Below are 12,778 nucleotides of genomic sequence, written 5' to 3'. Positions count from 1 at the left end.
TATATTTTGCTAAACCTGTCAAACAGTGAACAACTCGATAGAGTGCTTTTAGCCTTTCATTTTAGGGTAAAAAAACATTAATAACTTGATTAATCATGTTTTCTGATATGCCCATATCACTCATGATTGATTCAATAATATAAATTTTTCTAGCCGTATTGGTATTACTGATAACCCAATAAGGAGTACCGACGATTTCTCGTGGTTTGGTATTTTTTCCCGATGTTTCTAATGACTCTTTGTCTTTAGCCAAATATTGTCTTTTGCTGCCGTGTAAAGAGGTTGCTGCAATTGCAAAGAGTGCGGGGTTGTAGTTATAAAGCGCACCTAATAATAATAAAAAGCGACTAATAATTGATTTTTCGTTGGTAAACGTTTCACTAGTCAATAAATTATTGAATATAGGATAGTGATTATCTGAATTCGATAGTTGATTTTGTTTAGCCGGTGAAGTTTGATTGATATTCAATAAACGCCGTAAAATACTCGATGCATCTTCGCCAATATGTTTAGTTTGACCTGCAATAAATTGGTATAGTTCTTCGTCGATTTCGATAGTCTTCATTAGTTACATATGCCTATTAAATTAGTTAACCGGACAACTTTCTACTGGAAGGTTGTTCAGATCTAAATGGTTTGCTGGTTTATCATTTAAACAATCTGAGCTGGGTGGCTCAGCAATTGTTGCCTCTTTATTTGTCTGCTTTTCATTAACTTCGTGACAGGCGGTTATCATAACCGATAATACTATTTGAAAAAATAACCGTTTCATATACTTATTGTATGGTAGATAAACTATTAAACGAGTATAACTCAAGTTAGCCATAAATTGTATTGTCGAATGCTAAAATAATGAAAATCATGTTGTTGTTTTGATAAAACAATATTATCCTTATGATGTTATAAAAAAATAATCTCAATCTATATGAGGAATTCAATATGAAAAAGATCATCGCGCTAACTATTTTAGCTACAATAATTACAGGATGTAGCAATAGTGATATCTATTCTGGCGATGTTTACACAGCAGATCAAGCCAAACAAGTTCAACATGTCAGTTATGGTACAGTTGTTTCGGTAAGAGCGGTTAAAATTCAAGCAAATTCAAACGGTAACAATCAAAATGTAATCGGTGCGCTTGGTGGTGCTGTGCTTGGTGGTGTTTTAGGTAATACTGTTGGTGGTGGTACAGGTCGTGTTTTAGCAACAGCAACCGGTGCTATCGGCGGTGCGGTAGTGGGTAATGCCATTGAAAATAAAGCAAATCAAGCAAATGCAGTTGAATTAGAGATTAGACCTAAAAATAGTGATTCCAATATTGTTATTATACAAAAAGGCTCGGTTAAAAATTTCTACGTCGGGCAACCTGTTCGTTTAGTTACTAACGGTAAACGTATTAGCGCCTCTCCGCGTTACGATTAATCTATTTTTAACTATCATGTAAAATAGCTTTCGCTCTTTTATCCTCGAGCGAAAGCTTCTCAGTCACACGCTATCCTATCTAATCACCGCAAGGCTTACAAAGCCGTTTAGACACTACCCGTTGATGCGCTGGAGTGGAATTATCCTTTACAGCTGCATAAGCTTTTTAGAAAATCCCTAAATTTAATCAATTTAATTCTGTTTTCTTTACAGCTACATAAGCCGTTTAGAAAAAGACTTGCAACCGAAGTCATGACTGGTCGCACTTCACGGCTGCATAAGCTGTTTAGAAAAAAGTCGTATGTTTCTGCCGTAAGATAGAGCACTTTAAGGCTTAATAAGGGGTTTAGGATATTTTTGAAATATCTAAAACTTTTGTTTTTATACTGAAACGTGGGTGTTTTCTGAAAGTTCTTGTCAGTGGTTTGTGTTTTTGCTTAAACATCTATATTTTCTGAAAGTTTTTGACAAGGTTTTTATTTTTCTAAAAGTTGCGGGTTTTTAGTCCGTAGGTTTCGGACGCTGTTAATTGGTTGATATTTTCATTTCGGAGTCTGCGTCCGAATTAGGGGGATTTAGTGCGAAATCCCCCTAATGACCCCCTCGCAGCACCGCCCAAAGCGGTCTTCGACTGCCCTCCGCCTTCGTTCGGTCTTAACGCACCGGCGCTGATTTGTTCCGGACAAAGCAGCGCCTCGCCAAACATCCTTGTTTGGCGTGCTAACATCGCTCAGTTGTCGGCGCTTTGTGAAGGTGCGATCTAGTGCACTTGTTTGTTTTTGCGAAAGGTAATAGTAAGCCGTTTGAAAAAAGTAGTGGAGTTTAAAATACTAACTTTTTAAACCCTTTTTTTTAGCTAAAAATAAAACCATTAAAAATCAATACATTGTAAAAGTGTTAGAAAAAAGGGTTTTTAAACCTAAAATTGTCCTTTATGTTTTTATAAACGGTGTTTATAGTATGTGAGATTCTACTTCACGGCTGCATAAGCCGTTTAGAAAGTTATATATTTAGGGGTTTAACCCTCTTTAACTTCACGGCTGCATAAGCCGTTTAGAAAAAACCAACATGCAAGTTTATTCATTGCTGAACCTTCACGGCTGCATAAGCCGTTTAGAAAAGCCAGCAGCAGGGGTTTTTCGTCCGTGTTCACTTCACGGCTGCATAAGCCGTTTAGAAAAAGTAAATCAGTTACCGCTTGTAAATTTTTAGCTTCACGGCTGCATAAGCCGCTTAAAAAAAAATCGTATGTATCTGTCGTAAGATAGAGCCTTTTATGGCTGCAAAAGGGGTTTAGGATATTTTTGAAATATCTAAAACTTTTGTTTTTATACTTAAACATGGGTGTTTTCTGAAAGTTCTTGTCAACGCTTTGTGTTTTTGCTTAAACACCTATATTTTCTGAAAGTTTTTTACAAAGTTTTTATTTTTCTAAAAGTTGCGAGTTTTTAGTCCGTAGGTTTCGGACGCTGTTAATTGGTTGATATTTTCATTTTGCTGTCAGCGTCCGAATTAGGGGGATTTAGTGCGAAATCCCCCTAATAACCCCCTCGCAGCACCACCCAAAGCGGTCTTCGACTGCCCTCCGCCTTCGTTCGGCCTTAACGCACCGGCGCTGATTTGTTCCGGACAAAGCAGCGCCTCGCCAAACATCCTTGTTTGGCGTGCTAACCTCGCTCAGTTGTCGGCGCTTTGTGAAGGTGCGGTCTGGTGCATTTGTTTGCTTTTGGGAAAGGCAACGATAAGCCGTTTAGAAATAGTAGTGGAGTTCAAAATAGAAACTTTATAACCCCTTTTTTTTTGCTAAAAATAAAACCATTAAAAATCAATATATTGTAAAGGCGCTAAAAAAAAGGGTTTTTAAACCTAAAATTGCCCTTTATGTTTTTATAAACGGTGTTTATAGTATGTGAGATTCTACTTCACGGCTGCATAAGCCGTTTAGAAATCTAAGCACCGCTGACAAATTTAAAATTTCCGCTTCACGGCTGCATAAGCCGTTTAGAAAATACGTCTTCGAGCGATGCACGTTCGCTGCGCCTTCACGGCTGCATAAGCCGTTTAGAAATTTTAAAGAGCACGCTATAGGATAGATTATGCCTTCACGGCTGCATAAGCCGTTTAGAAAAGCAATCACCTTCGTGCGATAGATTTTTTTCACTTCACGGCTGCATAAGGGGTTTAGGATATTTTTGAAATATCTAAAACTTTTGTTTTTATACTTAAACGTGGGTGTTTTCTGGAAGTTCTTGTCAACGCTTTGTTTTTTGCTTAAACACCTATATTTTCTGAAAGTTTTTGACAAGGTTTTTACTTTCTTTGTAAGTTGCGGGTTTTTAATCCGCAGGTTTCGGACGCTGTTAATTGGTTGATATTTTCATTACGGTGTCAGCGTCCGAATTAGGGGGATTTTATGCGAAATCCCCCTAATAACCCCCTCGCAGCACCACCCAAAGCGGTCTTCGACTGCCCTCCGCCTTCGTTCGGTCTTAACGCACCGGCGCTGATTTGTTCCTGACAAAGCAGCGCCTCGCCAAACATCCTTGTTTGGCGTGCTAACCTCGCTCAGTTGTCGGCGCTTTGTGAAGGTGCGGGTTGGTGCACTTGTTTGTTTTTGTGGAAGGTCATGGTAAGCCGTTTGAAAAAAGTAATGGAGTTCAAAATACAAACTTTTTAAACCCTTTTTTTTAGCTAAAAATAAAAACATTAAAAATCAATATATTGCAAAAGTGTTAGAAAAAAGGGTTTTTAAACTTAAAATTGCTCTTTGTGTTTTTATAAACGGTGTTTATAGTATGTGGGATTCTACTTTAAAGCTGCATAAGCTGTTTAGAAAAACGACGACGGAAAAGGTACGCATACCGAACTCTTTAAAGCTGCATAAGCTGTTTAGAAAATAGTATACTCCCCTGTAATCGACTATTACTTCTTTAAAGCTGCATAAGCTGTTTAGAAATGGCCTATTAACTTTTGACCCTGTGATTTTATCTTTAAAGCTGCGTAAGCTTTTTAGAAATTGCTTAGATAAATCAACTCTTTTGAGTGATTCTTTAAAGCTGCATAAGCTGTTTAGAAAAATGTACGATCGTCTGCCCAATAAATTCCGTTCTTTAAAGCTGCATAAGCCGTTTTACTCTGGCATTGAAACACCTTCAATATTCACTCAGTTAGGCTTAATTTAAAGGCAATTTTCCGAAAAAAATTTGCCTGCCTATAAGCTTAAGTATAAACTCAATAAAAAATGTAAAATTAGCAAAAAAGGAACATTAAGCAATGCGTATATTACATACAATGATTCGAGTAGGGGATTTACAACGTTCAATTGATTTTTATACCCGTGTAATGGGAATGCGGGTGTTAAGAACGAGCGAAAATACCCAGTATCAATACTCGTTAGCTTTTTTAGGTTATGGTGATGAATCAACTAGTTCGGTGATTGAATTAACCTATAACTGGGGAACAGATAAATATGACCACGGTACCGCTTTTGGGCATATCGCAATTGGCGTTGATGATGTGGCAAAAATGTGTGAAGAGGTTAAGCAAGCCGGCGGTAAGGTAACGCGTGAAGCGGGACCAGTCAAAGGTGGCAGTACCATTATCGCTTTTGTTGAAGACCCGGACGGTTACAAATTAGAGTTAATCCAAAATGATCAGGCCGATAAAGCGCTTGGTCACTAAAATCCTATCTGATGAGATATCGCCGAAGTTCGGCGATATTCCCTTTTTATTTGATCTAACAATGTGTAAGCAGTGCAATCGGCACGAGACTGACTAGAAGTTACTTATTTTTGCTCAGCTAACAGGTCAGATAACAATGTTTTATGAACGATAGCTTGCTTTGATTGTTCTAAGCTGGATGCTGTAATAATGGCATTTAAAGCTTGCAGTGATACATCAAAATCATCATTGATAATGACATAATCATATTCATTATAGTGAGATATCTCAGCTTGGGCTTTTGCCATTCTTTTATCGATGACACTGGCGTCGTCTTGTCCCCGTTTTATTAAGCGATTTTTAAGCTCTTTAAGTGAAGGGGGCAAAATAAAGATACTTTTTGCTTGGGGGAGCTGCTCTCTGACTTGTTGAGCGCCTTGCCAATCGATATCTAAAAAAACGTTAACGCCTTGTAGTAAACTTTGTTCTATTTCCGCTTTAGATGTACCGTAATAGTGATCAAATACCTTAGCATATTCGACAAAAGCATTTTCGTTAATCAGTGACTGAAAATGTTTAGGATCGACAAAATAGTAATGTTCACCATGCGTTTCACCAGGCCTAGGATCACGGGTGGTGTGTGAAATAGAGACTTTGGCCGGATAGTGATTTTTTTGCGCTAAATAAGCACGAATTAAACTCGATTTACCTGCACCACTTGGCGCAGAGATTATAAATAGGGTTCCAATATACATAGGTGTTTGCCACTTTTAATTTTGATAATCAGTTATTTAGATTGTCATTGAGACAGATTAAACGCTATTATAGCAAAGTTTAATCATAGATTGTGTCATATTATAGTTAAGCATCGCTGTTTATCGTATTGATAGGTGACTGAAATTTTACTTTTACGTAGGGTATTTCTGAAACTTCTTGACAAAAAGTGACCCGGTTTAACTCACAAAATGGAAAATCAATAATTACAAAACCTGTAATTATAAAAACAATAATCACAAGAACAATCAATTACAATAACAATGTTATATTTGAGGGAGAATTATGTCATTGTCATTTAAAGATGGCGTTTATGCCTGTATTCCAACGCTATTAGGCTATATTGGGATTGGTATTGCTGCCGGTGTGGTCGGCAAATCATCCCATTTATCGGTACTGGAAGTGACGTTACTGGCGGTAATTGTTTATGCCGGCGCGGCACAATTTATTATTGCCGGATTAATGCTGGTCGCAACGCCAATTACTGCCATTATTTTTACTGTTTTTTTAGTTAATTCTCGCCACTTTTTAATGAGCATGGCAACGGCGCCTGCTTTTCGTCAATATTCATTACTGAATAATATCGGAATCGGCACGTTATTGACCGATGAGAGTTTTGCGGTGGCGATGAATGCATTAAGTAATAAAGAGCCGATAAATGCCTCATGGATGCATGGGCTTAATCTTACTGCTTATATTGCCTGGATTTTGTCTTGTCTGATTGGGGCGTTAATTGGTGAATGGTTGCCAAATCCGATGCAATTTGGTTTAGATTATGCGCTGGTCGCTATGTTTATTGGTTTACTCTATTTACAGTTGATCAGTGATAAAACTAAAAGCCTCAAAAATCGGTTGATTGTCATGTTAACCGTTGCGGTTATGTTAGTTTTATTGATGCGTTTTGTGTCACCCGAAATGGCGATTTTAATCAGTACTTTTGCTGGATGTTTTATGGGAATAGCAATGGAGCGTAACGCATGACAATTTATAGTTTACTTATTATTTTAGGATGCGGCATTGTTACTTGGCTACCGAGGGTGATTCCGTTTATGTTGGTGCGCAAATTACAATTACCGGATATCGTTATTCGGTTTTTATCCTACGTTCCTTTATGTATTTTAACAGCGCTGTTTGTGCAAAATCTGTTTGTTGCAAAACAAGGGCAATTTCCCGATTTAAATATTGAATACTGCTTAGCAACAATTCCCACAGTTATTGTGGCGATTGTGACTAAAAATTTAATGTGCATTGTGGTTTGCGGTGTGGTGGCTATGGCACTGATTCGTTATTTTATGGTTTAAACGTTTATTGAAGATAAAAAAACAGGGCTATTGCCCTGTTTATCTGATTTGTGTTTATGTTCTTTCTTTATATTCAAGCTTTTCAATCGATTTTAGCATCTTAGCTGATTCGGCTGTTTGACCTAATTCGTTAAGATAGAAAGACATCGCTTTTTGATAAGCCACATTATTCAAGATTGCTTTTGGTTGCGACTTCCACCATTTGATTAACGCAAGTGGATCACTATTTTTAGACAACTGTTTAATGCGGCCAATGTAAGCGGCTTGTTTTAGCTGGTCTAAGTGAGAGTCACTATAGGCGTTGGTTTTATACATAGTCGGTAATAAGTCGATTATGGCTTGATAATCGCCAACTGAGTAATAGAGCTGATCGGCCAATCTTAACACTTCGTTGTTACGTGGTTTTTCATTTAACAGTTTATCGATTAAGACTCTGGCTGAACCATATTCATGATTTTTAAGTTGTAGTCTGACTTGCACTAATTGGAAAGCAAATAACTCTTTATCATCAACTACTTTGGCGGCTTTTTCTAATAACTGATTGGCGGAAATGATTTGATTGCTGTCAATTTGTGCTTGCGCTGCAAGTAGATAAGACAGTGCACTATTATTGGCGCCTTTGGCACTTTTGGTAAAGAGTTTAGCGGCTTGTTGATAATCCCCTTCAAGTAAGGCAATCTGCGCTTGTTCTAATTGCTTTCTTGATTTTTTAGGCGATTTAAAACGTAACCAATTACCTAATGCGGTTTTTGAATTGAGGATCTTTTTAAAAAGATAATTTAATATATAGAGAATCAGCAGGGCAAATAATACGAGTATCACAAATGTATTAAAAGACATGCTAATTTTGTATCCCGCCACTTCAAATATGGCAGAGCCTTGATGTCCCTGTAATAGTGGTCCGAGGAAAAATCCGCCGACTAATACTAAGAAAATAATCAATATTTTTATCATTATTATTCTCCTATTTGCTCAGCATCGCACGTACACGAGTTTGCATTAATTTTTCCAGCTCGCTGATACTGGTCAGTTGATTAGGAACATCTTGATTACTTATCGATTGATTTTGTAATTTTGTTAAGCTATCTGTGAAGGCCTTAACACTTGATGCATTGCTGTCAAAGTAGGCATTGACCCATGTCGCAGTGTCATTTAATGCTCGCTGATAAATAACATCTTGATGCCTTGGCACTGCTTGGGCGGCAATTAATAATCGGAAACGAATATTTTCACGCAGATTAAGCGACTGATCTAATGTTAATGGTGTTTGTAAGATTTGGCATTTTACAATCTTTTTTTCATCGCCGTCGGCTTTATCTAAACAAGTAGCAAAATTGTTCTCGGTTGAATCTATTTTTTCAATTGTAATAAATTTACTCATAAATGATGCGGCATTACTGGTTAAATTGTTCGACCAATCTTTTACTGATGAGCTTACTTGGTTATCTTCGCTTGTTTGATCCGCTGATTGGGTAACTGATTGTAATTCTGTCATATTTTCACCAGTAGCAGATTGTTGCGGCTCTTGAGTTGACTCTGTTTTGCCTTTATCATCCTGCGTATTATTACCCACTAACGGCAGGTCGGTAATTGACTCAGATAAACTCAGGAGATTTAAAATAATGCCGTCAGTGTCAATAAAGCTGACGTGAGAGAGGGCATTTATATCATTAGTGATCGCTTGTCGGGCAGGCAATAAATTGGAATCGTCAATTTGTGCTAAGCTTTCATCGGCACTTTTTAGCAGTAATCGGGCGGAAGTGTAATCTTGATCATTCCATATCTTTCTACCGGCTAAATGGACTAGGTAGTTAGCTTGAGAAATCAGCCAAACATGATGATCGGTTGTGGACATTGCTGCTAATCGTTCATTGAGATTATGAAAGCTTTGTTCGTATAACTTGGTTGAGTCGTTAACTTGATTAACCAATAATTGTTGCGTTTGTTGTTGTTCATTGAGTTTACGATCAACACGCTGTTCAAGTGAGGTTATTTTTTGATTCTGAGTATTTTGTGCTGTGGTGAGGGTATTTTGCAAATCATTTAAAATACTCTCTTTGGTGTTTTGTTTATAGTTAGCTAATTGGGCTTTAAGTGCTGAAATCGTTTTTTTCTGTTCTTTTAACTGATCATATCCGTAATAACCCATGGCACCGGCAAGGCAGACAGTTAACGCAATAGCTACTAAAGAGAGTTTTGATACAGGCACTTTAGCTTTATTGCTTTGCGCTGATGCTGAAGTGGTTTGTTCCATTTTAGCGTTGGGTTGCGTATCATCTACTGGATTTTTTTTATTCTCTTTCATAGTCGGTTTCGCTTTGTTGTTAGACATTTTGGGCGGTTGGTTAAATGAAGTTGTACTAATATTGGAAAGTGTTGCATTAGCGCTGTAATGTCTCAATGGCATAACTTACCTCATTTAACATTTTTAGTTTCATTTATGACATTATGGCATAGAGTTAATACTGTTTTAAACAAAATTTGATTATTTGCGCAGTCAATAGGCAAAACTTTTTGCCATTTTAGTTGTTTGGCTCGATGATAAATTCGCTCACTGCTTACAATTAATTGAGCGTGATTTTTATGCGCTGTTTGGCAATATCTTTCCAGTTGCATCAAATGTTCAATACTGGTAATGACGATAAGTTGTTGGCTGATATCTGTTGCTAAGATAGTTGCCGGATAGTGAATTGCTTGTCGATGATAACATGCTAAACGCGTAACGTCCATGTTGTGTTTGCATAGCTGTTGGGCTAATAATTCCCGCCCGCCATTACCACAAAGTATCAATGCTTTGCGACCCGCTAATGGTTGTTTTTCAAGTAAAGCTAGAAGTCCTTCGCTGTTTTCGCAAGTCGGGTAGTGGACAGTTGTTTGGCTTAATTGACGAAATAAAGTCGCCGATCTTTTGCCGACAGCATAATACTTAATCTGCTTAGGAAAGTTAATCGACACCGCTTGTTGTTTAAGGATATGGCTAACTTGCGGTGATACCACAATTACTATGGCTGAGCTGTCTAATTGCGCAAGTTGAGCCGGTAATTTATCTAAATCTTGACCGGCTGAAATAGCAAAAAAAGGCAGATGTGTTGCCGCTAAATTGGCTTGGTTAAGTTGCCTTGTTAACAACTCGCCTTCAGGTGAAGGTCTGGTGATGTAAATCATCCGCCATTTAATTCCGCTAATATTGCTTTAGCACCTTGCGCTAATAAGTTATCGGCTAATTGGCGTCCTAATGCTTCAGCTTGAGTGGAATGACCGGTAATTTCGGCTTTGATCATTTCGCTGCCGTCTATTCGGCCTACCAAACCACGGAGGGTTAAACTATCATTCTCTAGTTGGCTCAAACAGGCAATCGGCACTTGGCAACCACCTTGAAGTGCAAGATTCATGGCTCGTTCTGCCTCAATACAAATTCGGCTTTTTTTATCCTCCAGTGGCGTTAGCAGTTCGGATAGCGTTTTATCATCGGCTCGGCTCTCAATACCAATTGTTCCTTGCCCAACTGCCGGTAAGATGAGATCGGTATCAATATATTGTTTAATTCGATTTTGCAGACCTAACCGTTTCAACCCGACTGCCGCTAAAATAATGGCATCATACTCTTGATTATCCAATTTAGTTAATCGTGTACCGACATTGCCTCGCAGATCTTTAATTTGTAAATGCGGATATCTCGCCCGCAATTGACATTGGCGACGTAAGCTAGAGGTGCCGACGACTGCGCCATGAGGGAGTTCATCAAGATGTTGATACTGGTTAGAAATCAAAGCATCGCGCATCTCATCACGTTGACAAACAGTCGATAGGGTTAAACCCTGCGGAAATACAGCCGGAATATCTTTGATTGAATGCACGGCAATATCTGCTTGGCCATTCATAATGGCTTGTTCAAGTTGCTTCACAAATAGCCCTTTACCGCCAATTTTTGACAGTGGGCTTTCTAACAATACATCACCTTGAGTGACCATTGGTACCAATTCGACAACCAAAGAGGGGTGAAATGTTTCAAGTTGTTGTTTAACAAAATTGGCTTGCCATAGCGCTAATGGGCTTTTACGGGTTGCAATACGAATTTTCAATTGATTTCCCTATTTTATCGATAATGTTATTGTCATTTCTTACAAATTAGCCTGCTATTTTCTAATTTGATTATTATTTTATTGGTCATGATGACGCTAGCAGGCGATATTGTTTCCCGCTAGCGCCCGGGAATGGTTATGATAAGTTATCAACAAAATTAACGGCATAACCAATATAGTTAGCCGGTGTTAACTGCTTAAGACGGGCTTTTTCTGCTTCCGGTATATCTAACGATTCGATAAATTGTTGCATGCCTTGCGCATCAACTCGTTTACCTCGAGTGAGCTCTTTTAATTTTTCGTAAGGTTTTTCGATACCATAACGGCGCATAACAGTTTGAATCGGCTCAGCTAATACTTCCCAGTTACGATTAAGCTCTTCAAGCAGAAACTCGTGATTGACTTCAAGCTTATTTAAGCCTTTTAAGGTCGATTGATAAGCAATAATGGCATAGCCAATGCCCACGCCTAAATTACGTAATACGGTTGAATCGGTCAAATCTCGTTGCCAACGAGAGATCGGTAATTTGCTTCCTAAATGGCTCATTATTGCATTAGCAATACCTAAATTACCTTCTGAGTTTTCAAAATCAATCGGATTCACTTTATGAGGCATGGTAGAAGAGCCAATTTCGCCGGCTACGGTTTTTTGTTTAAAATGGTTGAGTGAGATATAACCCCAAACATCCCGATCGAAGTCAATTAAAATCGTATTAAAGCGAGCAACACAATCAAAAAACTCCGCGATATAATCATGCGGTTCGATTTGGGTGGTGTAAGGATTCCACTTTAATCCTAAAGAATTGACAAATGATTCACTTAATTGATGCCAATTAACTTGCGGATAAGCAACCATGTGCGCATTGTAGTTACCGGTTGCGCCGTTTATTTTGCCCAGGATATCAACTGATTCAAGTTGTTTTAGTTGGCGTTGCAAACGGTACGCTACATTGGCAAACTCTTTGCCAATTGTTGACGGGGTGGCCGGTTGACCGTGGGTGCGTGATAGTAGCGGTAAATCACGGTAAGCTTTCGCTTGTGCGGTTATGCTATCAATCAGTTTTTTCCAATAGGGGATTAATACTGTTTCTCTGGCTGTTTTTAGCATCAATGCATAAGATAAGTTATTAATATCTTCTGAGGTACAAGCAAAATGGATAAACTCATTAATGGCATGTAGCTCTTCATTGGTCATGACTTTTTCTTTTAAGAAATACTCAACGGCTTTTACATCGTGATTGGTGGTTTTTTCTATTTCTTTAATTCGCTGCGCATCTTGTAAGTTGAACTGTTCAACAATTTGATTTAGATGCGTCATGGCTAGTTGACTTAAGGCCGGAACCTCGGCGATATCTGCTTGTGAGGCTAACATTTGTAACCAACGAACTTCGACTTGTACACGGTACTTTAATAATCCGTATTCACTAAAAATGGTGCGTAATTCGGTTGTTTTATCACCATATCGCCCGTCTATCGGTGAAAGGGCAGTAAGTGCAGATAATTCCATCGGTTTAACTCCGTTACGATTTTTAAAATATG

Annotated in this window: 13 protein-coding genes and 2 CRISPR repeat arrays; of the genes, 4 read left to right on the top strand and 9 right to left on the bottom strand. The window is 38.3% G+C overall.

The features are described from left to right. Positions 1-61: 61 nt before the first annotated feature. Positions 62-565, bottom strand: a complete 504-nt coding sequence (locus GYM74_RS07280; protein ID WP_220217564.1) for a hypothetical protein — start codon at positions 563-565, stop codon at positions 62-64. Positions 566-586: 21 nt separating this feature from the next. Beyond that, positions 587-772, bottom strand: a complete 186-nt coding sequence (locus GYM74_RS07275) for a hypothetical protein (protein ID WP_220217563.1) — start codon at positions 770-772, stop codon at positions 587-589. Positions 773-939: 167 nt separating this feature from the next. Here GYM74_RS07275 and GYM74_RS07270 point away from each other — a divergent pair, with 167 nt between their 5' ends. After that, entirely contained in the window at positions 940-1,422 is a 483-nt protein-coding gene (locus tag GYM74_RS07270; protein WP_220217562.1) for a glycine zipper 2TM domain-containing protein, read from the top strand. Between the two features lie 1,018 nt (positions 1,423-2,440). Here GYM74_RS07270 and GYM74_RS07265 read toward each other — a convergent pair. Further along, on the bottom strand, positions 2,441-2,764 hold the full coding sequence (locus tag GYM74_RS07265; protein ID WP_220217561.1) for a hypothetical protein: 324 nt from the start codon (positions 2,762-2,764) through the stop codon (positions 2,441-2,443). Between the two features lie 578 nt (positions 2,765-3,342). Then, positions 3,343-3,610: a CRISPR direct-repeat array (repeat unit 28 nt; unit sequence CTTCACGGCTGCATAAGCCGTTTAGAAA). Positions 3,611-4,229: 619 nt separating this feature from the next. Next, a CRISPR array of direct repeats spans positions 4,230-4,558; the repeat unit is 28 nt; unit sequence CTTTAAAGCTGCATAAGCTGTTTAGAAA. A 137-nt stretch (positions 4,559-4,695) separates the two neighbouring features. On the opposite strand from GYM74_RS07265, the gene gloA reads away from it, so the two are divergent. Continuing rightward, a complete protein-coding gene (gene gloA, locus GYM74_RS07260; protein ID WP_255556104.1) occupies positions 4,696-5,103 on the top strand; it encodes a lactoylglutathione lyase in 408 nt (135 codons plus the stop codon). Between the two features lie 104 nt (positions 5,104-5,207). Here the strand turns inward: gloA and gmk are convergent, their stop codons facing one another. Then, positions 5,208-5,837, bottom strand: a complete 630-nt coding sequence (gene gmk / locus GYM74_RS07255) for a guanylate kinase (RefSeq protein ID WP_220217560.1) — start codon at positions 5,835-5,837, stop codon at positions 5,208-5,210. A 304-nt stretch (positions 5,838-6,141) separates the two neighbouring features. Between gmk and GYM74_RS07250 the strand changes: the two genes are divergently transcribed. After that, a complete protein-coding gene (locus GYM74_RS07250; protein ID WP_220217559.1) occupies positions 6,142-6,837 on the top strand; it encodes an AzlC family ABC transporter permease in 696 nt (231 codons plus the stop codon). Beyond that, positions 6,834-7,157 carry an AzlD domain-containing protein gene (locus GYM74_RS07245; RefSeq protein WP_220217558.1) on the top strand — a complete coding sequence of 108 codons (324 nt, stop codon included), beginning with the start codon at positions 6,834-6,836 and terminating at the stop codon, positions 7,155-7,157. Before GYM74_RS07250 ends, GYM74_RS07245 begins: the two co-directional genes overlap by 4 nt. Positions 7,158-7,211: 54 nt before the next feature. Here GYM74_RS07245 and GYM74_RS07240 read toward each other — a convergent pair whose 3' ends face one another. The 5 genes from GYM74_RS07240 to purB all read right to left on the bottom strand — a co-directional run bounded on the left by GYM74_RS07240 (position 7,212) and on the right by purB (position 12,746). After that, positions 7,212-8,111, bottom strand: coding sequence for a heme biosynthesis HemY N-terminal domain-containing protein (locus GYM74_RS07240; RefSeq protein WP_220217557.1), 900 nt, complete (start codon positions 8,109-8,111; stop codon positions 7,212-7,214). 10 nt (positions 8,112-8,121) lie between these two features. Next, complete coding sequence (locus GYM74_RS07235; protein ID WP_220217556.1) at positions 8,122-9,564, bottom strand: uroporphyrinogen-III C-methyltransferase; 1,443 nt, start codon at positions 9,562-9,564, stop codon at positions 8,122-8,124. A gap of 8 nt (positions 9,565-9,572) precedes the next feature. After that, positions 9,573-10,322, bottom strand: a complete 750-nt coding sequence (locus GYM74_RS07230; protein ID WP_220217555.1) for a uroporphyrinogen-III synthase — start codon at positions 10,320-10,322, stop codon at positions 9,573-9,575. After that, on the bottom strand, positions 10,319-11,239 hold the full coding sequence (hemC, locus tag GYM74_RS07225) for a hydroxymethylbilane synthase (protein ID WP_220217554.1): 921 nt from the start codon (positions 11,237-11,239) through the stop codon (positions 10,319-10,321). The genes GYM74_RS07230 and hemC overlap by 4 nt, the downstream gene beginning before the upstream one ends. Before the next feature lie 136 nt (positions 11,240-11,375). Then, positions 11,376-12,746, bottom strand: coding sequence for an adenylosuccinate lyase (purB, locus tag GYM74_RS07220; RefSeq protein ID WP_220217553.1), 1,371 nt, complete (start codon positions 12,744-12,746; stop codon positions 11,376-11,378). Between the last annotated feature and the right edge of the window lie 32 nt (positions 12,747-12,778).

This window comes from Gilliamella sp. ESL0405, from assembly GCF_019469205.1.
GTDB lineage: Bacteria > Pseudomonadota > Gammaproteobacteria > Enterobacterales > Orbaceae > Gilliamella.
The sequence above is the reverse complement of the archived record's forward strand: the minus strand, read 5'-3'. Positions and strand labels throughout refer to the sequence as shown.

Excerpts from the sequence above, each read along its gene's own strand:
- purB (WP_220217553.1), bottom strand. The coding sequence starts at position 12,746 with ATGGAATTATCTGCACTTACTGCCCTTTCACCGATAGACGGGCGATAT.
- GYM74_RS07280 (WP_220217564.1), bottom strand. The coding sequence starts at position 565 with ATGAAGACTATCGAAATCGACGAAGAACTATACCAATTTATTGCAGGT.
- GYM74_RS07270 (WP_220217562.1), top strand. The coding sequence starts at position 940 with ATGAAAAAGATCATCGCGCTAACTATTTTAGCTACAATAATTACAGGA.
- gloA (WP_255556104.1), top strand. The coding sequence starts at position 4,696 with ATGCGTATATTACATACAATGATTCGAGTAGGGGATTTACAACGTTCA.
- GYM74_RS07275 (WP_220217563.1), bottom strand. The coding sequence starts at position 772 with ATGAAACGGTTATTTTTTCAAATAGTATTATCGGTTATGATAACCGCC.
- GYM74_RS07235 (WP_220217556.1), bottom strand. The coding sequence starts at position 9,564 with ATGCCATTGAGACATTACAGCGCTAATGCAACACTTTCCAATATTAGT.
- gmk (WP_220217560.1), bottom strand. The coding sequence starts at position 5,837 with ATGTATATTGGAACCCTATTTATAATCTCTGCGCCAAGTGGTGCAGGT.
- GYM74_RS07250 (WP_220217559.1), top strand. The coding sequence starts at position 6,142 with ATGTCATTGTCATTTAAAGATGGCGTTTATGCCTGTATTCCAACGCTA.
- GYM74_RS07230 (WP_220217555.1), bottom strand. The coding sequence starts at position 10,322 with ATGATTTACATCACCAGACCTTCACCTGAAGGCGAGTTGTTAACAAGG.
- GYM74_RS07245 (WP_220217558.1), top strand. The coding sequence starts at position 6,834 with ATGACAATTTATAGTTTACTTATTATTTTAGGATGCGGCATTGTTACT.
- GYM74_RS07240 (WP_220217557.1), bottom strand. The coding sequence starts at position 8,111 with ATGATAAAAATATTGATTATTTTCTTAGTATTAGTCGGCGGATTTTTC.
- GYM74_RS07265 (WP_220217561.1), bottom strand. The coding sequence starts at position 2,764 with ATGTTTAAGTATAAAAACAAAAGTTTTAGATATTTCAAAAATATCCTA.